At 39.4% G+C, this 21,419-nt stretch carries 21 protein-coding genes; 9 read left to right on the forward strand and 12 right to left on the reverse strand.

Features of this window, described 5'->3' with window-relative positions:
• Positions 1-167: 167 nt before the first annotated feature.
• From GQR52_RS11355 to pspF, 7 genes are all read right to left on the reverse strand, one after another.
• Positions 168-659 (reverse strand): VOC family protein, encoded by a 492-nt coding sequence (locus tag GQR52_RS11355; protein WP_007580948.1) that lies wholly within the window; start codon positions 657-659, stop codon positions 168-170.
• Positions 660-744: 85 nt separating this feature from the next.
• A complete protein-coding gene (locus GQR52_RS11360; RefSeq protein ID WP_101163094.1) occupies positions 745-1,506 on the reverse strand; it encodes an ATP-binding cassette domain-containing protein in 762 nt (253 codons plus the stop codon).
• Positions 1,506-2,498, reverse strand: coding sequence for an oligopeptide/dipeptide ABC transporter ATP-binding protein (locus tag GQR52_RS11365; protein ID WP_007580952.1), 993 nt, complete (start codon positions 2,496-2,498; stop codon positions 1,506-1,508). Before GQR52_RS11365 ends, GQR52_RS11360 begins: the two co-directional genes overlap by 1 nt.
• A complete protein-coding gene (locus GQR52_RS11370) occupies positions 2,499-3,392 on the reverse strand; it encodes an ABC transporter permease subunit (protein WP_165728514.1) in 894 nt (297 codons plus the stop codon).
• The gene (locus tag GQR52_RS11375; protein WP_165728515.1) at positions 3,379-4,413 is read right to left on the reverse strand and encodes an ABC transporter permease; all 1,035 of its coding nucleotides are present in this window, start codon (positions 4,411-4,413) and stop codon (positions 3,379-3,381) included. The genes GQR52_RS11370 and GQR52_RS11375 overlap by 14 nt, the downstream gene beginning before the upstream one ends.
• The gene (locus GQR52_RS11380; protein ID WP_165728516.1) at positions 4,413-6,020 is read right to left on the reverse strand and encodes an ABC transporter substrate-binding protein; all 1,608 of its coding nucleotides are present in this window, start codon (positions 6,018-6,020) and stop codon (positions 4,413-4,415) included. Before GQR52_RS11380 ends, GQR52_RS11375 begins: the two co-directional genes overlap by 1 nt.
• Positions 6,021-6,035: 15 nt before the next feature.
• Positions 6,036-7,100, reverse strand: coding sequence for a phage shock protein operon transcriptional activator (gene pspF / locus GQR52_RS11385; RefSeq protein ID WP_165728517.1), 1,065 nt, complete (start codon positions 7,098-7,100; stop codon positions 6,036-6,038).
• 186 nt (positions 7,101-7,286) lie between these two features.
• On the opposite strand from pspF, the gene pspA reads away from it, so the two are divergent.
• The 8 genes from pspA to GQR52_RS11425 all read left to right on the forward strand — a co-directional run bounded on the left by pspA (position 7,287) and on the right by GQR52_RS11425 (position 14,209).
• Positions 7,287-7,946 carry a phage shock protein PspA gene (gene pspA / locus GQR52_RS11390; protein WP_002958333.1) on the forward strand — a complete coding sequence of 220 codons (660 nt, stop codon included), beginning with the start codon at positions 7,287-7,289 and terminating at the stop codon, positions 7,944-7,946.
• Positions 7,947-8,013: 67 nt separating this feature from the next.
• Positions 8,014-8,247: an envelope stress response membrane protein PspB gene (pspB, locus tag GQR52_RS11395; protein WP_024612319.1), complete on the forward strand. Its 234-nt coding sequence runs from the start codon at positions 8,014-8,016 to the stop codon at positions 8,245-8,247.
• A complete protein-coding gene (pspC, locus tag GQR52_RS11400; protein ID WP_149591832.1) occupies positions 8,244-8,645 on the forward strand; it encodes an envelope stress response membrane protein PspC in 402 nt (133 codons plus the stop codon). Before pspB ends, pspC begins: the two co-directional genes overlap by 4 nt.
• Before the next feature lie 63 nt (positions 8,646-8,708).
• Positions 8,709-10,127 carry a YcjX family protein gene (locus GQR52_RS11405; RefSeq protein ID WP_165728518.1) on the forward strand — a complete coding sequence of 473 codons (1,419 nt, stop codon included), beginning with the start codon at positions 8,709-8,711 and terminating at the stop codon, positions 10,125-10,127.
• On the forward strand, positions 10,124-11,149 hold the full coding sequence (locus tag GQR52_RS11410) for a TIGR01620 family protein (RefSeq protein ID WP_165728519.1): 1,026 nt from the start codon (positions 10,124-10,126) through the stop codon (positions 11,147-11,149). Before GQR52_RS11405 ends, GQR52_RS11410 begins: the two co-directional genes overlap by 4 nt.
• 461 nt (positions 11,150-11,610) lie before the next feature.
• The gene (megL, locus tag GQR52_RS11415; RefSeq protein ID WP_165728520.1) at positions 11,611-12,792 is read left to right on the forward strand and encodes a methionine gamma-lyase; all 1,182 of its coding nucleotides are present in this window, start codon (positions 11,611-11,613) and stop codon (positions 12,790-12,792) included.
• A gap of 237 nt (positions 12,793-13,029) precedes the next feature.
• Positions 13,030-13,827, forward strand: a complete 798-nt coding sequence (gene phhA / locus GQR52_RS11420) for a phenylalanine 4-monooxygenase (RefSeq protein WP_165728521.1) — start codon at positions 13,030-13,032, stop codon at positions 13,825-13,827.
• A gap of 37 nt (positions 13,828-13,864) precedes the next feature.
• On the forward strand, positions 13,865-14,209 hold the full coding sequence (locus tag GQR52_RS11425; protein ID WP_165728522.1) for a 4a-hydroxytetrahydrobiopterin dehydratase: 345 nt from the start codon (positions 13,865-13,867) through the stop codon (positions 14,207-14,209).
• A 61-nt stretch (positions 14,210-14,270) separates the two neighbouring features.
• Here GQR52_RS11425 and GQR52_RS11430 read toward each other — a convergent pair whose 3' ends face one another.
• From GQR52_RS11430 to GQR52_RS11445, 4 genes are read right to left on the reverse strand one after another with little or no spacing between them, the layout of a single operon-like run.
• Positions 14,271-14,708 carry a hypothetical protein gene (locus GQR52_RS11430; protein WP_165728523.1) on the reverse strand — a complete coding sequence of 146 codons (438 nt, stop codon included), beginning with the start codon at positions 14,706-14,708 and terminating at the stop codon, positions 14,271-14,273.
• An 8-nt stretch (positions 14,709-14,716) separates the two neighbouring features.
• Complete coding sequence (locus tag GQR52_RS11435) at positions 14,717-17,077, reverse strand: ABC transporter permease (protein ID WP_165728524.1); 2,361 nt, start codon at positions 17,075-17,077, stop codon at positions 14,717-14,719.
• Positions 17,077-17,757: an ABC transporter ATP-binding protein gene (locus GQR52_RS11440; protein WP_165728525.1), complete on the reverse strand. Its 681-nt coding sequence runs from the start codon at positions 17,755-17,757 to the stop codon at positions 17,077-17,079. Before GQR52_RS11440 ends, GQR52_RS11435 begins: the two co-directional genes overlap by 1 nt.
• The gene (locus GQR52_RS11445; protein WP_165728526.1) at positions 17,754-18,995 is read right to left on the reverse strand and encodes an HlyD family efflux transporter periplasmic adaptor subunit; all 1,242 of its coding nucleotides are present in this window, start codon (positions 18,993-18,995) and stop codon (positions 17,754-17,756) included. The genes GQR52_RS11440 and GQR52_RS11445 overlap by 4 nt, the downstream gene beginning before the upstream one ends.
• 381 nt (positions 18,996-19,376) lie before the next feature.
• Between GQR52_RS11445 and GQR52_RS11450 the strand changes: the two genes are divergently transcribed.
• A complete protein-coding gene (locus tag GQR52_RS11450) occupies positions 19,377-20,462 on the forward strand; it encodes a hypothetical protein (RefSeq protein WP_165728527.1) in 1,086 nt (361 codons plus the stop codon).
• 129 nt (positions 20,463-20,591) lie between these two features.
• Here GQR52_RS11450 and dapD read toward each other — a convergent pair whose 3' ends face one another.
• Entirely contained in the window at positions 20,592-21,419 is an 828-nt protein-coding gene (gene dapD / locus GQR52_RS11455; protein WP_165728528.1) for a 2,3,4,5-tetrahydropyridine-2,6-dicarboxylate N-succinyltransferase, read from the reverse strand.

Genomic DNA, 21,419 nt, shown 5'->3' on the forward strand with positions numbered 1-21,419 from the left:
GGCAAGGATGGCTTAAGTTACAAGCCATCCTGGAAGGCTACGATTTAGCAAAATCTCTTGAGCCAGACTTGTGATCAAGAGACAGCTTAGTAAGCGCCTTTTTTATTGTCTTAAATAAAGTTGGTATATTACCAATTCGCTTAATTAAGTATTATTGCGGATTGGTATTAATTACCTCTGGCAATAAACTCAATCCGATTGCCGCTAGGCTCTCTTATCATCATATGTTGGGTTGGACCTTTACCTAAGTTTTCTGGTGCAAACTCTATAGTAATATTATTTTGCATTTCTAAGTGTGTATGTAGCTCGCTTAACTTTTTGATACTTTCTACACTGAGTGCTAAATGGTGTAAGCCCACATTTTCTGCCCGATTAAACTCCACACGTTTTTCATCATTTTTTACGCGCCATAATGTAATGGTTATTTTATTGTTTGATAAAAAATAAGCGGGGTAGGTTGGATCACTTCCTAGCGTTTTAAAACCAAGTACATCAGTAAAAAATGCTTTGGATGCATTTAAGTTTGATACGGTTAAACCTAAATGATCAACGCCACCAACCCAACTTTTAGAGGTAGAGTTTTCGTCAGCTATTGAGGTTGTTGATAGCAGTAGTAACGCTAATGATGAAATGCCTGTGAGTAATGTTTTTTTTAGCATAGATCCTCTTTATGGTTTTAGTTGTTAAATTGCGCATTTAACAAAGACCTTCATAAAGGAGATTACATTACACGCTAGGCTGCGTTTAGCAGCTAAGTAATCGCTGCGTTACTTTTGATTGGGGATTTTGAAAAACATCTTCAGTAGGGCCGTATTCAACTACTTCGCCTTTATCGAGTACAACCACATAATCACTGATGTGGCGCACTAGACTTAAATGATGGGTGATCATCACATATGTAAGGCCTGTGTCGCGCTGCAGCTTAAGTAATAAATTCACTATTTGCGCGCGTATAGAAGGGTCTAAAGACGAAACGGCTTCATCAAGCACAATCACCTTAGGATCTAAAATTAATGCACGAGCAAACGCAACACGCTGTAGTTGCCCCACACTAAACATATGCGGGTAGTAGTGTTTATGATCGATTAACAAACCCACCTTTGAAAGCGTTGCATCAATCTTTTCAGTGCGTTCACTAGCATCAAGTTCAGTATTATATTGCAGGCAATCATCAAGCATTTCGCCAATGGTTAACCCCGGGTTGAGCGATGCAGCTGAATCTTGAAAAATCATACGAATATCCCGGCATTGATTATCGCGTACGCCATTATCTTCGATAATATTATTCTCGAGCAAAATTTGCCCGCTATCAGCAGTATCAGCTCCTGAAAGTAGTTTTGCTAATGTACTTTTACCTGCACCTGTTTCACCAATTATGGCAATACTTTCGCCTTTACCGACACAAAACGAAATATTTTTAAGTACTTCAAACTTTTTACGTGAAAAAAGCCCTGCTCGCACATTGAATGTTTTTGAAAGCGCTTGTACTTTTAACAGTGGCTGCATTATTTCATGTCCTTAATTAACGGAAAATGGCACGCATAACTATGACCATGATGCTTAGTAAGGGTGGGAGTTACTACGCAGGCTTTTTGTGCTTGCGGGCAGCGTGGCCCTAGGCGGCAGCCAATAGGCAAATGTTGCAGAGTAGGGATAGTCCCTTTAAGTGCATAAAAAGGTTCTTTATGCGCTAAACCTTGTTCGTAGTCAGGCAAGCTTTTTAGTAATGCTTGCGTGTATGGATGGCGAGGCTGTTTAAATATTTCATGGGTTGGGCCTGCTTCAACCATTTGCCCGCAATATAAAACATGAATGCCATGCGACCAATGTGCAATCTCTTCAAGTTCATGAGAGATCATCAAAATAGACATGTTTTTAAGTTGGTTTAAGCTTTTTAGTAGTCTAAATACTTGTGCGCGAGTTGTGCTCTCAAGCGCTGTAGTTGGCTCATCAGCGATTAATAACTTAGGCGTGCGAGCAATGGCCATCGCAATCATTACTTTTTGACATACGCCCTCTGAGAGCTCATGTGGGTAACTACTTAATACCGCTTCGTGGTTTTTAATGCCCACCTTATGAATAAGCGCTTTTACTCTGTCTTTTCTCTCGCGGTTGCGCTTTAAAAAGAAACCTTTAGTTGCGATCTCTGGGAGTGTTTCGGCAATTTGGTCAAATATTTTAGCGGTTGGGTCAAGGCAGCGACTTGGATCTTGATAGATCATCGCTATATCTTGGCTTACTATTTTACGGCGTTTCTCTGGGCTTAAACGCATTAAGTCTACGCCGCGCCAATGAATACGGTCGGCAGTAATATCCCAGCGTTCGTTCAATACACCAATAATCGCTTTTGCTATTAGGCTTTTACCAGAGCCAGACTCGCCTACAAGCGCATGTACTTCGCCTTCTTTTAAGCTAAAACTCACTCTGTCTACGGCTCTAATTACTGTTTCAGAGGTACGTAGTTCAATTGTTAAGTTACGAACATCGAGTAATTGCATTTAATCAGCCTTACGTGCTTTAAGCACTTGTCGCAGGCCATCGCCTACTAAATTAGTAGATAACACGGCTAAAAATAACAGCACACCAGGTAGCGCTACAGTCCACGGCGCTAAATAAATAAGGCCTAAGTTTTCGGCTAATATTGCGCCCCATTCGGTCGTCGGTGGCTGAGCCCCTAATTTTAAAAATCCCAGTGCTGAAATATCTAATATAGCGGTAGAAAGCGCCATCGTGAATATAACCACAATGTGCTCATAAATATTAGGGAAAATACCGCGCGATATAATATGCCAGTTAGACGCACCATCGAGTCTAAACGCAGTAATGTAGTCTTTACTTAATTCATCAACAATCAAGTTGCGCACCGAGTGAATAAACTGCGGCAGTAGCGCTAAAATAATGGCCCATACGGTATTCATTAAACCCGGGCCGAGTATAGCGATTATTATTATTGCCAATAACAAAGAAGGAATAGAAAGCGTTATATCAAGTAAGTGATTTAAAAAGCTTGAACGCAGTCCTTTACTAATCCCTGCAAAAGTACCCACTAATACACCAAAAATAGTGGTGATTAGGGCGGCTACAACAGAAAGGCCAAACGTATATGTAGCACCATTCATTAAGCGCGAGAGTACATCACGGCCTAAATCATCGGTACCTAAAAGAAAGCGTACATCGCCCATTTCTCGCCACGATGGTGGAATAAGTAGTGCATCACTGTGTTGTTGGTTTACACCATACGGGGCTAAAAAAGGAGCGGTGGCGGCTAATAGTGCAAACGCTATAAATATCCATAAACCAACCAAAGCAGGGTGGTTATTTTTAAACTTTCGCCAAAGTCGCGCGAGTGGCGATTTATTCGACTCTTCAGAAAATAAATTAAACTTTGCCATGAGCCTGATTCCGCGAGAGTGGATCGAATAAAGTGTAAGTAAGTTCAGCTGTAATAGAAGCTAAAATAACAAATAAAGATACCGCCATTAATCCGCCTTGAATTGCAGGAAAGTCACGCTGATAAATACTATCGATTAACCATCGGCCAATACCCGGCCACGAAAAAATAACTTCGGTAATCATCGCAAGCGTTATTAGCGTACTAAATTGCAAACCAATTTGCTTAATTACCGGCAGTAATGCATTACGCAGTGCATGGTGCATGATAAGTTGACGGCGGTTAAGGCCTTTTGCCCTAGCTGTTTTAATAAAGTTTTGATCCATTACCTTAAGCATCGACTCGCGAGTAAAGCGAATTAATACGGTTGTAGGATACATAGCAAGTACAATTGTAGGGAGCGTTAAATGGCGCAGCGCATCAACAAAAGCCATGCCTTTATACGGAAAGCCAGCAAGTGCAATATCAATTAAAATAAACCCAGTATTTGCGGGTATTTCGTAAAGGAGCCCCATTCTCCCCGACATAGGAAACCAGCCAAGCTTTAATGAAAAAACCATTATTAATAACAATGCGAGCCAAAATACAGGCATTGAATAACCCAACATAGTGGTCGAGTTTATAAGCTTGTCGGGCCAACGTTTATGATAGCCAGAGCCTAAAATGCCAGTCGGTACACCAATAACAACCGATACAATTAATGCGTATACGCTTAGCTCTAAAGTGGCCGGTAGCAAATCAACAATATGACTAAAGACGCTGTTACCCGAGGCAAACGAAAACCCCCAATCACCCTGAAATATTCGCCCTAAAAAGGCAACGTACTGCATAAAGTAATTGCTGTTGTATAAATATTTGTCTTCAAGCTCACTATGCTGTGCAAAGTTACTGCTCGGTATGCCACTTAAATTACTGAGTGGATCACCGGGAAATAAATACGCTAGCGAAAACGTAAATACACTAAGCATTAGTATCATAAAAAGGAATAAACCAAGGCGGCGTAAAATATAATCTAAGATCATTATTTTTTCCTCGCATTGGCAAGCGAAATAGCGCCAAACGGGCCAAGTGTTATGCCTTCCACATCGGCGCTACTCGCTTGAAAGCGCAGGCCATGAGCAATAGGCAATAACGGCAGCTCTTGAATAATTAAGCTTTGTGCATCGTCGTAGTATTTTTTACGTTTGTTTAAATCAGTGGTGTCGAGTGCTTGAGTAAGCAATAAATCAAATTGGGGATTACACCAGTTTGCTGGGTTTTTGCCACTAAAAGTAGCGGTACAACTGAGCAGTGGGCTAAAAAAGTTATCAGGATCGGGTGTATCTGCCGCCCAACCAAGTAACACGCTGTCGTGCCTGTGCTCGCCAATACGCTGAATAAACGTGTTCCACTCATATTCTACAATGCTTACATTAACGCCCACTTTGCGTAAATCACTCTGCATAAGCTCAGCCATTTTACGTGCGTTAGGGTTATAAATACGACTCACAGGCATAGCCCATATTGTCATATCAAATCCATCAGGTAAGCCTGCTTCAATAAGTAACTTTTTAGCAAGTTCTGGATCAAACGTAGGAATATCTTCTTGTGGCTCAAACGCCCAAGAGGTTGGTGGCAAAATAGATTGTGCGCGAGTACCGTTACCGTAATAAACCGCCTGCATTATTTTATCTACATCTATTGCATGCGCGAGTGCTTGGCGTACGCGTAAATCGTCAAATGGGGCACGTTCTGTATTAAACGCCCAATAACCTATGTTTAAGTTTGTTTCTTTTTCAATATTTATATCATCGCGTTGCGCTAAAATACTTAATTGCGCACTACTTGGATGAGCCGTTACATCGCACTCTTTAGTTAGCATTTTAGCTATGCGCGCAGTGCCATTAGGCGTTATGTCGTAAACCAATTGTTCAAGTGCTACATCGTGCTTCCAATAAAGTGGATTACGATAAAAGCGTACAAGGTGATCTCGGCGGTATTCTTTATAAATATACGGGCCAGTGCCAATCGGGTACTGATCAAATAAATTTTCTTGATTGTTTTCCTTGAGTTTCATGGCATATTCTTCTGAAAGCACCACAGCAAAATCGGTAGCCATATTGGCTAAAAAGCTACTTTCAGGATTAAACAATTCAAAACGGACTTGATAGTCAGACACGCGGACAATTTTACGAATAAGTTGATCAATCCCCACACTTTGAAAATACGGGTAATTGGCATCGCCCACAAAGTGATATGGATTATATACATCGAATAATCGGCTAAAGGTAAATATAACGTCGTCGGCGTTAAAATCCCGCGATGGGGTAAAATAAGAAGTTGTATGAAACTTTACATCTTTACGCAGGGTAAAGGTAACCGATTTACCATCTTTACTAATTTTCCAATCAGTCGCTAACTCACTTTGAAATTCTGCCGTAACAGGGTCAATGCTAATTAAACGGTCGTATAATTGGTTAGCAATTATATCAATAGTTGAACCGGTGGTCGTGACTTGCGGATTAAACGACACAGGGTTAGCTTCAGCGCAATAAACTAAGCCTTGGTTTTTTTCTTCTATGATTTCTTCTTTGCTATCAAGGCAACCAACTAAAGTGGTGGCAAGCAAAACAAGTAATAATTTATGCACCCGCATAACCTCTGACTATTGTTGATCCAACAAGTTGTATTTTTTAAGATAACCACGTAATTGATGATACGTTAAACCAAGTACTTCTGCAGTTTTCTTTTGATTAAATTGGCTATGCTCGAGCGCTTTATTAATCATGTTTATTTCAAAGTCGTTTGAACGCTCTTTTAAGCTACACGGAAATTGAATATCAAGGGTTATATCTGCGCTTGCTTGAGCGATCGGCTGCGCAACTACAATAGGCTCTGCATTAACAGTTTGAGCCGCTACAGGTGCTTTAATGCGCGCTTTTGGCCTAAATGGGCTGTCGAATGGGTCTAAAATAATCTGGTGAACGGGGATATGTTCACTACCGTGGCGATACAAACTTCGTTCAACCACATTTTTAAGTTCGCGAATATTACCAGGCCAATCATAACTGAGCAGTGTTTCTGTTGCGCTTCGGGTAAAACCGCTAAAGAGTTCCCACTCTAAATCGCGCGCCATATTCATCGCAAACTGCTCAGCAAGCAACATAATATCGTCTTGGCGTTCGCGCAGTGGCGGCAGGGTAATTACATCAAAGGCGAGGCGATCAAGTAAGTCACTTCTAAATTCACCTTGCTCAGCTAAATAAGGAAGATCTTCGTTTGTAGCACACACTAAGCGTGTATCTACTTTTACAGTTTGTTTGCCGCCAACACGTTCAAACTCACCGTATTCTATAACGCGCAGCAGTTTTTCTTGTACCATAGCTGAGGTATTAGCTAATTCATCTAAAAACAGTGTGCCGCTGTTGGCGCGTTCAAAACGACCTTCGTGGCGTTTGCTTGCCCCCGTAAAAGCACCGCTTTCGTGGCCAAACAATTCACTTTCGAGTAAGTTTTCGTTAAGTGCTGCACAGTTAAGTTTTACGTAGTTTTGATCCCAACGCTTTGATAAAAAGTGTAAGCGTGCTGCTATTAGCTCTTTACCTGTGCCGCGTTCACCAATAATAAGTACCGGTTTATCTAAATTAGCCAGTTGCGATACCTGATCTAATACAGACAGAAAGCTATCTGATTGGCCGAGTAAATTATCCTGTTGGCGATATTGGCTCATATTTCCTAACTCTTGGTCATTTTTACTAACAGTTAGTGTATTTCATAAGTAGGGATAACTAAAGAAATTTGTATATTTAGTTTAACGTAATGAAAATAAAGTGTATTTTAACTTTTAAAAAGTTGGCAAGCATATTGATACTAGTTATAGCAGACTAACTAAGTTTTAATTACAGAGGTAAATGTTATGGGAATTTTTTCACGTTTTGCAGATATTGTTAATTCTAATATCAACGCCATTTTAGATAAAGCAGAAGACCCAGAAAAAATGGTTCGTCTGATTATTCAAGAAATGGAAGATACGCTTGTTGAAGTACGTTCTACATCAGCTAAAACATTGGCTGAGAAAAAAGAAATTGTACGCCGCTTAGATACGCTTAAAGCACAGGTAAGCGATTGGCAAGATAAAGCCGAACTGGCTTTAAGTAAAGACCGCGACGATTTAGCGCGTTCAGCCCTACTTGAAAAGCAAAAGTCGGCAGATGCCGTTGCTTCAGTCGCTAGTGAACTTGAACATGTAGAGTCTCATATTGAGAAATTACAGCAAGAAGTAACGACACTACAAGAAAAGCTAGCAGATGCGAAATCACGTCAAAAGGCAATTATACTTCGCCAACGTTCGGCTGAGTCGCGCCTTGAAGTGAAAAAGACACTTGATAGCTCAAAAGTAGAAGACGCACTTAATCGCTTTGAACGTTACGAAACTAAAATTGATGGACTAGAATCTCAAATTGAGTCTTACGATTTAGGTAAAAAGACGTTAGCGGACGAAATTGCTAATCTACAAAAAAATGAAAAGATAGATGATGAGCTAGCCGAACTTAAAAAGAAGCTAGCTGATAAATAACTTATAAAGGGGTACTTAAAGTACCCCACTGCTTAAAAACATCAAAACGGATTGTCAGGAGAGGATTATGTTTGATCCAGAGATACTAGTTGCACCATTTATCTTGTTTATGATTTTTGTTGCACCGCTGTGGTTAATTTTACATTACCGTAGCAAAAAACAAGTAAGCCAAGGTTTAAGTGAACACGAACATCGCCAGTTACTTGAGCTTGCACATAAAGCCGAAAAAATGGCCGACAGAGTCGAAACACTAGAAGCATTGCTTGATCAAGAGTCACCACAATGGAGACGCAAAGTATGAGTGCCAAACGCGAATTATTAAGAGACCCACAACGCGGTAAAATAGCCGGCGTATGTGCGGGATTAAGTGACTACTTTAATATGGAGTTATGGTTAGTTCGCATTATATTTGTTAGTGCGGTACTGCTAACGGGTGGCCCATTATTTGTGGTAGCGTATATTGCAGCCTGGTTTATTTTAGATAAAAAAGAGCCCGCAACAGCGCAAACTAACAGCTCAACTAAAACTGACGATCCGCTAGAAGTAAAATTTAAAGTATGGCAAAAGGGCGAGCCACCGCGCCGCGCATTGCAAGATTTAAAAGAGCGTTTAACGCGTGTAGATACTCGCCTTCAAGATATGGAGCGCCATGTTACTTCAAGTGAGTTTACGGTGAGCCGTGAAATTAACAAACTTTAAAGGATTTAATAGCACCTTATTTGCAGCGTGATAAATTACGGCAAATTAGGTGCAAGACACTTTATGAGCCAATCATTTGCAAAAAAGACCTTTAAAAGTATTAAAGGCAAAGCACAAAAAGCCCTTCATCGCAGTTTAGACCAACACGTAAAACTTGCCGTAACAGGCCTAAGTGGTAGTGGTAAAACAGCCTTTATTACCGCGCTTGTTAAACACTTAACAACCCAAGCGGACGATAAAAACTTACCTTTTTTTGATGTAATGCGCGAGCACCGCCATGTTGCCACTAAAGTTGTGCCGCAAGAGGCGTTAAAAGTCCCTACATTTAATTATACGCGCGCGCTAAATTCATTATTACCAAGCGATGGGAAGCCTACGTGGCCTGCATCAACCGAGCGTATTAATACACTACGCTTAGCAATAAAGTATCAAAGTAATGCAGGGCTGCGTGGGCACTTTTCGCCGCAATCAACGCTTTATTTAGATATTATTGACTACCCGGGTGAATGGCTTCTTGATTTACCTATGCTTGAGCAAAGCTATTCTCAATGGTGCGAGCAGCAATATCCGTTACTAACTCAGCCTTCGCGTGTAAATACATCAAGTGATTTTCTAGCTGCCGTTGAGCAACTTGATTTAAATGCACCTGTAGATGAAAACGCACTTGCTCATATTGCTCAGCTTTATCAAAGCATGTTAGTAGGGCTTAAAAAAGATACAAAACTTGCCATGTTACAACCCGGGCGCATGCTTATGCCTGGCGACTTACAAGGCGCGCCATTGTTATTGTTTTTTCCGGTATCGGGTGAAATAAACAGTGACGATGTCGTTGCGGGCTCTAATTTAGCGCATTTAATTAAGCGTTTTAACGCCTATATAAAAGAAGTTGTAAAACCATTTTATAATGAGCATTTTAGGCACTTTGATCGCCAAATTGTACTTGTCGATGTACTGAGTGCATTAAACGAAGGGCATGAAACCTTACAAGAGCAAAGCAGTGTAATAAACCAATTACTCGCGCACTTTAATTATGGTGAGTCAGGCTTTTTTAAACGTTTATTTAAGCCCAACATAGACAAAATATTATTTGCAGCTAATAAGTCAGACCACATAAGTGCAAAGCATCATAAAGATTTAGCACTGCTGCTTGATTCGCTCGTGCATGAGCAAAGTAATCATTTAAAGTTTGATGGTGTGCAAATAGAAACTATGGCTATGTCGTCAATTACAGCCACGCAGCCACGCCAAATCACCGACAAAGGCCAAACGCTTGATTGCATTTACGGTAAACCGTTGAACGAGCCTGATTGGCTTACGTATTTACCGCCACAGCCTCCCACGCGAATGCTCAATAAAAATGAGTGGCCAGTACAGGGGTTTGATTTTTTATCGTTTTCTCCAATGCCGAGCCCCGATAAACAACTCAAACATATTCGATTAGATCATGTCATGCAGTACCTGCTAGGAGACAAATTAACATGAGTGAGTCAAACCAAACATTTCAAGCAGGGCGTCGTATAGATACGCACAGCATTGAGCAAAATGAACCCGCTTTAGCACCTGCAAAAATTATTCAGCACGGACAAAGTGATTACGAAGAACTTGAAGATGAATCACTCGATCCCGAAATAGATCTGGAACCTGTGTATAAAAAATCAAAATGGCAAACGCTTAAAGGTGTGTTTGCTATTAGTTTTATAGTACTGGTGCTTTTAGAGTTTGCGTACTCGTTAGTATTTGCATTTCAGCAGTCTGTTATTTTAGGCAGTGTTTATTTAACTGCGGTTGTAAGTGGCGTGCTGCTAATAGGGCGCTTATTGTGGCGAGAGTACCGAATGCTGCGCAGTTTAAAGCGTAACCAATTGCACCGAATTGAAGCCGACAGGCTTTTAAACAGCGAGCAAGTAGGCGGTGCATTACCTTGGCTCGAAAAGCTCAATAAACACCAAGAACTTGATAACTTTGAAACCTTTAAAAACCAAGTAGCGATGCATCACAGCGACAAAGAAATCATGACGCTGTACGCCAATAGTTTATTAATAACCCAAGACACCAAAGCTAAAAAGCTTATAAATCGTTTTGCGACCGAATCTGCACTGCTAGTTGCCCTAAGCCCACTGGCGCTGGTGGATATGATGGCTGTGCTTTGGCGAGGGACTAAACTGATTGAACAAATTGGTAAAATTTATGGCATTGGTTTTGGCTACGCAAGCCGTATAAAGTTATACCGCATGTTAATAAGGCAAGTGATGTTTGTAGGCAGTGCAGAGCTTGTATCTGATCTTGCAGCAACTGCATTAAGTGCTGAGCTACTAGGTAAGCTTTCGGGTCGGGCTGCGCAGGGCGTAAGCGCCGGTATTTTTACAGCGCGTATTGGTTACAAAGCAATGGAGCTTAGTCGCCCATTACCACGGCTTGAAAACAAACGCAGCTTACTAAAAGGCACTGTGCAAAGCATCGCAGGTAAAATTATGAGCCGCAAAAAGGCGGAACCAACGCAGTAAAATACGAGGGCGTGTTGATCTTTGATGGTTGAATTTGCAGCAGTGTGTTTGGTATTTAGGCAAGGCAGAGCCTATGTAGTGTGGTTATTCCCCATAAATAGGCGATAACGCAGCATAAATGCCAAACATGCGCTGCCTGTTGGGTTCTTTCTAGGGGCGATAAACTCTTTGTTGCCTACATGGATGTAGGTAAGGGGCGTGAGCAGGACGCGGAAGCTTTGCTCGGTTTTTACTTAGCCCACTAGGTTACAAACCTCGCGCCGCGATTTAATCGCCCCTAGATTGAACAAATTTCAATCCGCAAAGGTCAACACGCCCTGGTGGCAATATTTGTGTACAAACTTGCGCTGCACGGTTTTTACACAAATAGCCATCTGAGCATCCGGCATGCTTGCTGTTTGTAAGCGCATACGTTTTGATTGTTGAATCGCAAAAACATAATAATCAAAAATGAGCCTACAATGAGCAAGTATCATATAAACACCCAGTGTATTCACGGACCACAAAAAGCAAACGACCCGCATGGCGCACTTACTTCTCCTTTGTATCAAACCTCTACCTTTCATTTTGAAAACGCCGCACAAGGTGCTGCGCGTTTTGCAGGCGACGAACCTGGCTATATTTATACGCGCTTAGGAAACCCTACAACCACAGAGCTTGAGCAAAAAGTTGCTCAACTAGAGAGCTGTGAAGCAGCTGCTGCAACCGCAACAGGTATGGGGGCTGTATCAGCCTCAGTACTGAGCTTTTTATCGCAGGGCGATCACCTTGTTGCCTCAAGTGCTTTGTATGGTTGTACCTTTGCGTTTTTCTCGCATATGTTGCCGCGCTGGGGGATCGAAGTCACTTTTGTTGATATGACCAACGAGGACGAACTACGCGCTGCCATTAAACCTAATTCAAAAATGATATTTGTAGAAACGCCAATTAACCCCACTATGGCGGTTATTGATTTAGCACTCATTGGCGTAGTTGCTAAAGATCACAGTTTAATTAGTGTGGTCGACAACACCTTTTTAACGCCGCTACTGCAATCGCCTAAAAAATACGGTATCGACATTATAATGCACAGTGCGACCAAGTACTTAAATGGTCATGGTGACGTAGTCGCCGGTATTGTATGTGGATCGCTTGAGCACATAACACACATTAAAATGACCGTACTAAAAGACATTGGTGCAACTATAAGTCCGCACGATGCATGGCTAATTAATCGAGGTCTAAAAACACTCGCCATTAGAATAGAGCGCCATTGTCAAAGTGCACAAACAATAGCCGAGTATCTAGAAGCGCATCCACAAGTAAGTACCGTATATTACCCTGGGCTTAAATCGCATCCAGGTTATAAGTTTATTGGTAACCAAATGAAAGCCGCTGGTGGTGTTATTGCATTTGAAATAAAAGGTACGCTACAAGATGGCGCGCAATTTATTGATAGTATGAAACTTTGTACACTTGCTGTAAGCCTAGGCGACGCTGAAACACTGATTCAGCATCCTGCATCTATGACCCACTCGCCTTATACGCCAGAGGAGCGAGCTGCCGCTGGAATAAGTGATGGGCTGATCAGGCTCTCGGTTGGGCTTGAAGATGTTAACGACATTATTAGTGATTTAAACCAAGCTTTCACTCAAACTGGCTAGGTGTATTTAATTGTGTACGTTAAAAGTCAGGCTGCAGGCCTTTAATTTAAGGCCTGTATTTTTAATGTTCCACAGGTGTAATTTTAACTTTACGATTGGGGTGATCGCGCCAAATACTGATGTTAGCCTATCTATTAAACTTTTCTTCACTTTTGCATAGTATGGGGTCATTCGATATTCAATAGATTTGAGTATCACACTGACACCGATTTAGGGCACACACCCAAGAAGGTACTTATGGCTAAAGCAAGTAAATACACATCCAAAACACCAGACGAAAATGGTGTTATACATTGGAGTGATGAAGAAAATAAAATTTGGTCTGAGCTTGTAGCGCGCCAACTTGAGTGCATTGAAGGCAAAGCCTGCAATGAGTACATGCAAGGGTTAAAAAAGATTAACCTGCCGCACGATCGTATTCCTCAGTTAAGCGAACTAAATGAAGTGTTACTAGCCACTACCGGGTGGCAAGTAGCACCAGTACCTGCGCTTATCGACTTTGATGAGTTTTTTAGATTACTGGCAAACAAGCAATTTCCGGTAGCTACATTTATTCGTAGTCGCGAAGAATTTGACTACCTACAAGAGCCAGATATTTTTCATGAAATATTTGGCCATTGCGCCATGCTAACTAATCCTGACTTTGCCGAGTTTACGCATAAGTACGGACAGTTAGGTTACGCAGCGCAGAAAAAAGACCGTGTATACCTTGCACGTATATACTGGTTTACGGTTGAATTTGGTTTAATGCAAACCGAAGATGGCCTGCGTATTTACGGCGGTGGTATTTTATCAAGCCCAGGTGAAACCCAATACGTATACTCAAATACGCCAGAAATTAGCCCAATGAATGTGCTTGATGTACTGCGTACGCCGTACCGAATTGATATTATGCAACCACAGTACTTCACCATAAATTCGATTCATGATCTGTTTGATATATCACAAATGGATATTATGACTTTGGTTGAGCGAGCTAAAGATCTTGGCTTGCACGACCCAAAATTTCCACCAAAAGAAAAATTAGCCAGTTAAACATTAATGCTAAAAAAGCTAAAAGTAAGGATTTAGAATGTCTTCATTAAGTGCACAAAAATGCGAAGCCTGTCATGTAGATGCGCCAAAAGTATCTGACGAAGAGTTAGCACAATTAATTACTAAAATCCCAGACTGGGTTCCAGAAGTTCGTGGCGGCATTATGCAGCTTGAGCGTGTTTATAAATTTAAAAACTTTAAACAGGCTATCGCGTTTACTAACAAAGTAGGCGACATGGCAGAAGACGAAGGCCATCACCCAGGTTTATTAACCGAGTGGGGCAAAGTAACCGTTACATGGTGGAGCCATTCAATTAAAGGCCTACACAAAAACGATTTTATTTGCGCAGCTAAAACAGACGACGTATTTAACGCGCTGTAAACTTTTTAGAGATTTAACCTTCGCAACAAAAAGCCCGCTAAAGTTATTTAGCGGGTTTTTTTTATATACCGTAGTCACTGGCAATTATAGAAATTGAATGAACCTTTAGCTGCTTATCTGAAAACTTACTTTTAAGCATGTCGATGGTTTTTTCTTGTTGCCTACAAGGCGGGCAGGGGCCTATACCTTCATCTATTGAGGTGTAAAACAACGTATACTTTTGCTGGGTAAAATCGGGCAATGTTGTTAATAGCTGCTCTAAATTACTTTTAATTAAATCAGAATCAGGATGGCTTTGTTTATTTTTAAAAATGGATAAAATATTGGGTAAATATTTATCAGAGTAATGCATCAGCTCGCCTTTGCTGTTAAATAAAAACATTTGCGGTGCGGTATTATTAATGGGCGATTTAACCATTTGGTAATGAGAGAAACTGTACTGCTCAGCGTATGTATTTCCGCCGTATATAAGTAGTGTAGCTAGTAGTAATTTGTACATGTTTATCCTTAAGTTAAGTGATTCCACGAGTTGTTAAGTGTTTTTTTAATCTCTATAGCAATAATACATATAACCGCTAACAAAATGACTAAATGCACTATCAGTATAATATTTAGGTCAAAAACGGATTGTTGAAATAAAAAAGTTTGTAGTTTTTCATGTTGGGTGAAAAATAGTGCAACAATAACTATATGGGCTATCACAAATGCAGTGAAAAAGAGCTTTAAAAATAAATAGCATATTTGGTAGCTGCGAGCGCCCATAGCACGTCTTAACGCAAGCTCTGTGGATGATTTAGCAGTAAGCTGTTTAATACTACTGTAGTTGTATAAAAAGGCAGAGAGTAGAAGAATTGAGGAGCACACAACGGTAATTACAAGTAATGCATTTCTAGGGGCTTGCTCATTTTTTACTAAAGACGAAAGGGGGGTAAGTGATAAATCGTTAAAGTTTACACTTAATGCTTTTACTGCCGTTTGTAGTTCTTTTTCAACTTGTGTGATGGGCGCATAAGTTTTAATTATGATTGTTTCAAAACCTGTCAGGGCGCTTATTACACTGTACACAGTGGGCTGAACCGGTGTATCGGCTCCTTCATTATAAATATCATTAACAACGCCAACTACTTTATGTTTTACTTTTCCAGTATCAAATTGGGCTAATAAATAAGCTTGGCTTAGTTCTGTGCCTGCAAAGTATTGATCCCATAAAGCGCTGTTAACGACAATGTTTTGGTAATGTTGCCATTGCACGCTTTGCCCAGAGATAAGCTTAGCGCCAATAGTTTTAAAGTAATGCGGGCTCACTCTGTGGCTTGCGGTACTGGCGCTTTTACCCGAACTGATAGCTTGTCCGGTAACGGTGTACCATGCACTAAACCCACTGCGCTCTGATAGTGGTGGGGCAGAGCTAAGTGATACTTCTTCAATAATGGGCAGTGAATTTAATTGCTGAATTAATTGTTGAGCAGAGTTATTTGCATTAAAGGCCTCGCTAGGTGATTGTGGAAAACTAAAGCTGGCAATTAGAATATTATTTGCATTAAAACCCATACTTTTATTATTTAAATTAATCTGGCTGTAAATAACCAAACTACTAATGTAAACACTTGTAATAGCAAGGCTAGTAAGTAATGAAAGTAATGAGAATACTTGTACTTTTTCGCTTGTTGTCGCACTTTGGCCGCGTCCAATACTGCTATGTACCCACCTTCGTTGAAAATAACTAAGCGCCGATAAAAAAGTAATAATAACAATGTAAAATACCGCCAGCGTAAATAATGAAAAAGAGCTGTTTAGCTGGTTCAGGCTTGGTAATAAAATTGCGCTGATGCGGTCGCTCAGTGGATACAAAACGCACATTACAATAATAAGTAGTAGGCTTGTGAGTACGATATCAATAATTTGCTGCACAAAAATGTGTGTGTTATTGGCTCCGCATAATTTGCGTATAGTTTCTTCTTGTTGCTTTTTAATTGACTCTGCACAGTAAAATGCACAAAAGGCAATAAAGCTAAATAAGAGCAAAATATAATAAAGTAACTGCAATAAGTTTAGGCGCTTTATTATTTTATTAAAGTGAGTTGGGTTGACACCAATACCATCACTAAACTTAAGTTCGGTATTATCAAAGATAAACATTTCGTTTTGTAAGTGCTTATTTAGCAAGCTTAAAAAGAGTGTTTTATTTTTAACGTGCCCTAAAATATACGTAAATGTATCTGGGGTCAGGCTACTTTCTTGAGGCAAAATACGTTTAAGTTGCGAGTAAGGAATAACAAGTTTAGGTTCATAAGCACGTTTAAAGCTTTTAAACTCTTTTGGCATTACAGCGACAATGTTTATGCTTTTATTATTAACAACAAGCTGTTTGCCAATAATATCAGTGACACCTTTAAAATGAGTATGCCAAAACGAATAGCTAATGGCGGCACTTAGTGCGCTGCCTTGTTTTGGGAAATCTAATTGTTCAAAGCTGCCTAAGGCAGGAATGATACCTAATTGTTTATACCCCCCCGATATAAAGCTTACCTTAACAGACTCTTTATCATGATTAACCGAAAGCTTTAATGATAAATCAATAGAACGCTCAAAAACGCCAACTAAATCTTGGTGCAATACGGTTATTTCATCAAAAATGTACTCATCAACGGGCAAGTCATTTTGAGTGTCACTTAAATAAACTTGTTTAATCTTTTGGATGTTATTTATTGCCGTGTAATCGGCTGATAAAAACTGACTATGAATGTTACTTATATTTAAAATTAAACATAAAGGAATACTCAGCAACAAACAGCTAAGCCATAATTTAGTATTTTGCTTAGCATATTTTAGCCAGTTTAAGGTCAGATCAGTAATTAAGTTCAGCATTAAAAAACTTGCGCACTAAGCTGTCCATCTTGAATATACAAACGCGTTTTTGCTGTTTTAGCATGGTTTTCATCATGTGTTATTAAGCAAATTGTTTTGCCTTCGTCGTTTAGCTTATTGAGTAACTGATATATTTGTTCGCTATTGCTCGAATCTAAATTACCCGTTGGCTCATCGGCTAAAATAACAGATGGTTCATTTATTAACGCTCTAGCAATAGCAACTCTTTGTTGTTGCCCGCCTGACAATTGGCTTGGCTTTCTATCAATAAATTCAAGCATATTTACTTTATTAAGCGCAGCTTCTACTTTTTTTTGATAATCCTTTCTTAACACCGATTTGTTGTAACTGAGTGGCAAAGCCACGTTATCAAATACGCTTAAATGATTTAATAAATTAAAGTTTTGAAATATAAAACCAAGTTCTCTGTTTTTAATGGATGAAATAGCATCGGGTGTTAAGTCTGCTGTGTTAGTGCCTAAAATAGTGTATTGCCCTTGGCTAGGTAAGTTTAGTAAGCCTAAAATAGAAAGTAAGGTACTTTTACCACTGCCAGAAGTACCGGTTATTGCAATGTAGTCACCACTGTTTATTTTAAAGTTTATAGCTTTAAGTGTATTGACGTTGGTATTAGGATATTGATAAAAAACATTATTAAACTCTATCAGCGAATAACTCATTTAAAAGCGCCTATTAAATCAAAGTTATTTTTAGTGGCATAATCAGCAGGCAGTAATAATACATAATTACTTTTTAGCGTTTCATTAAAGCTCAAGGTGTCTTGCTCAGTCGTTTTATAATTTATATTGGTAAGAATAGCTTTACTCGATGGTGTTATTTCGTAGACCTTCCATTTGCTGTAGTTATCAAAATCATTCGGTTTTTTAATATTTTGAACTACTAAAGATTGCTCCAAATAAATATGGGCTTCTATTGCTTGGCTGCTTCTAAGCCATGATGGTGGGGGAGTGTCTAATACTAAAAATACATTAATAGCGCCATTTCTTATTACTGTATCTATATAATCAACCTTAGCTGCAATTGTGCCACTGGGTGTAACTATGTCTGCTTTTTGGCCTATTCGTAACTGATTAGATGAATACTGAGGGACTTGTATTTTAGCCAGTAAGTTGTCGGTCTCTATTAACTCAAACAGTGATTGCCCTTGAGTAACCGCTTGACCTAATTTAGCTAAGTTTTGACTTACGGTACCGTCAAAGTTTGCTGTGAGTGTTAGTTGCTCTTGACGCCTTTGTAAATAGCTAAGTTTGTTTTTTGCGATGTTTACTTTGTTATCAAGCGCAATTAATTGCTGATCAAATGCCTCTTTAAATAGACTCAGTTCACCATTTTTGGCATTAACTTCAAGTTCACTTTGCTTGTAAAGCATTTCGCTTTGTTTAAAGCGAATTGCAGAAATAATACCTTGTTCCATTAAAACTTTATTAGCATTTAATTCAAGTGCTTGCTGCTGCAATGCCATTTTAGCTTTTGATAAGTCGACTTTAATTTGCGAGAGCTTAATTGCTAAATTACTTTTATCAATAGCTACTTGGGATTCTAAATTAAGCTGCTCATAACTCGCATTATGTATATCTTGCTCCAATTCGTAGTTAGTCAGCTTTGCTAATACTTGGCCTTTTTTTATAGCTTGCCCTTCACGAATTGTAAGTGTGTTGATATTGCCTTTTAGCGGCGCAGACAAAAGTTCTCTTTGTGTAGGCTCTATTGTACCAATCCCTTTTAATACGTTGGGTAATGATACTTGAGAGACTAATATTGGCTTTAAATAACGCTCAGGAATATCATCAGAGAACAGCACTACTTTAATTAAATAGCCCAAAACCAATAACAGCAATAAAGCCGCAATAGCGATAGGATATCTACTTTTTTGTTTAACGATTAAATACTCTTCCATTAGTACAACCTACTTGTGCTTTTGTTATTTAAAATGTGGTAAACACTGTTTTAGTTAGGGTTTTTACTTTCTTTAAGTAAAGGGTGTGAGGGTAAGCTAGCTGAGTAATATTTTTTAGCTGGCAGCTAACGGTTTGATTTATCACCAACTCCGTTCCTAAAACACATTCAGTTATATCACCACTAAGTTAACTATGTAAATTTTATTTTAATGGGGTTTAGTGAAACGAAACCCAACGAACCTCTAATGACCTTACTTACCTCGGTGCTTATTTTACCACCAATATTTTTTTGGCCTAGATTAAAAGATTCCTTTTTTCTTTATACGTTTGTATTTTTAGTGATATTTTAGAGCTAATAACTAGCTTCAGAGTAAAAGTTAATGGAAAAGGCGATCAAGGATGACAAGATTTCTGACTTTAGAGATCTAGTAAATTCCAATTCAAGTTTTGTTTATAAGACTTATCACAACAAAAATGGCAAAAATCAATGGAATATAATTTGCTCTTGTATGGATTGGATCACTGTATCGATTAGGTATTTAGAACATCCTCCAGGATTAGAGGAAAATATTGATGTGCGTGTAATGCAGATGTTTTCTTTAATTTCTGCGATAGATCTCGTTTCAGAAGCAATAACCCAACTACACCGGGTGTTTATAAACCCAAAGACGCTACCTTTCTCCGGTGAAAAAGAGTGTTTTAAAAATCGTTTATTTGACGAGGATGATAACAGTTATTTCAAATCTATAAGAGCCTCATTTGGTGCGCATCCTGTAAACTTAAATCATACAAATAGTAAAAGGTTCGCTAGTTGGCCTTACGAGAACCACATGGAGAATAGTGAGCTTACTGTTAACTTATATAGCAATAAAGTGGGTGAGAGTGATTTAGTTATGGTTCTTAACTCTAACGAACTATTTTGTTTCCTTCTTGAGAGATACAACTATCTGGATGTTTTATCTCAAGCAATAACAAAATTATTTAACGATTTTAAGCTGATTTTAACTAAGCAGCCTATAGAAACTAAAGCATCCTATTTAGAGCAGTTATATATTTTAAAAAATGAGTCTGAGATAAGATTAAACAATGATTATTATAATGATGTTATTGATAATTTAATTATGGTTTACGAAGCCGAGCCTTTAAAGCCAGATCTTGAAATTAAAGCTGCTAATTACAGAAGGTCGCTAGAGCTATTAATTGATGAAATAAAAATAAACCTCCAATCGATGAATATTATAGATTTAGATAATGACGGACTTCTTGAGCCTAAATCAGATTTAAGTCGAAAGCTAAGTTATGAGTTAGGGAAGTTTTATAGTTGGTTGAATGGGGACCGCTACGATCCATTAGCTAATCATTACCTAAAAAGATTTAATGAAGAAACAGACTACATATATGACTTCAAGATAGAAGATCCAGTTAATACGTTATTCATTAAGACAAAAATAATGCTGCTTGATTGAGAGTTTATTGCCATAAACAAAAAAGCTCTAAACCAAAGGCTTAGAGCTTTCTTTATACAATTAAAGTTTAGCTAAAACACTTAACTTAAAAGTATCGTTGGGTTTCGTTTTACTCAACCCAACCGACTGTTACTCATCAATTGAGCGTAGTAGGGCGTTTATGCCTACTTTTTCACGTGTTTGTTTATCTACTTTTTTAACGATTATTGCAGCGTAAAGGCTGTGAGTGCCATCTTTTGACGGTAGTGCGCCTGGTACAACTACTGCGCCTGCTGGTACGCGGCCGTAGTGAATTTCGCCGGTTTCACGGTCATAAATACGGGTGCTTTGGCTGATGTAAACGCCCATTGAAATTACAGCGCCTTCTTCAACTATTACGCCTTCCACAATTTCAGAGCGTGCGCCAATAAAGCAGTTGTCTTCAATGATAGTTGGGTTAGCTTGTAGAGGCTCTAAAACGCCGCCTATGCCTACGCCACCTGATAAATGTACATTCTTACCAATTTGTGCACACGAGCCTACAGTCGCCCATGTATCAACCATGGTGCCGTCGTCAACGTATGCGCCAATGTTTACGTACGATGGCATAAGTACAACGTTTTTACCTACAAAGCTGCCTTTACGTGCTACAGCGTTTGGTACTACGCGCATACCGCCTTGCTGAAACTGCTCTGGGGTGTAGTCGCTAAATTTAAGCGGTACTTTGTCGTAAAACTGGTTTACGCCATCGTTCATTGGTTGGTTGTCGCGAATACGAAACGACAGTAACACTGCTTTTTTAAGCCACTGGTGTACAACCCATTCACCTGATATTTTTTCGGCAACGCGTGCAGCGCCGCTATCAAGTAAATCAAGTGCGTCGATAATAGCGTGTTTTACGTCGCTTGATACTGTGCTTGGGCTGATGCTATCGCGGTTGTCCCATGCGTTTTCTATCATTGTTTTTAAATCTGACAT

This window comes from Pseudoalteromonas sp. 31A1 (genome assembly GCF_011378815.1).
In the GTDB taxonomy this organism is placed as follows: domain Bacteria; phylum Pseudomonadota; class Gammaproteobacteria; order Enterobacterales; family Alteromonadaceae; genus Pseudoalteromonas; species Pseudoalteromonas arctica.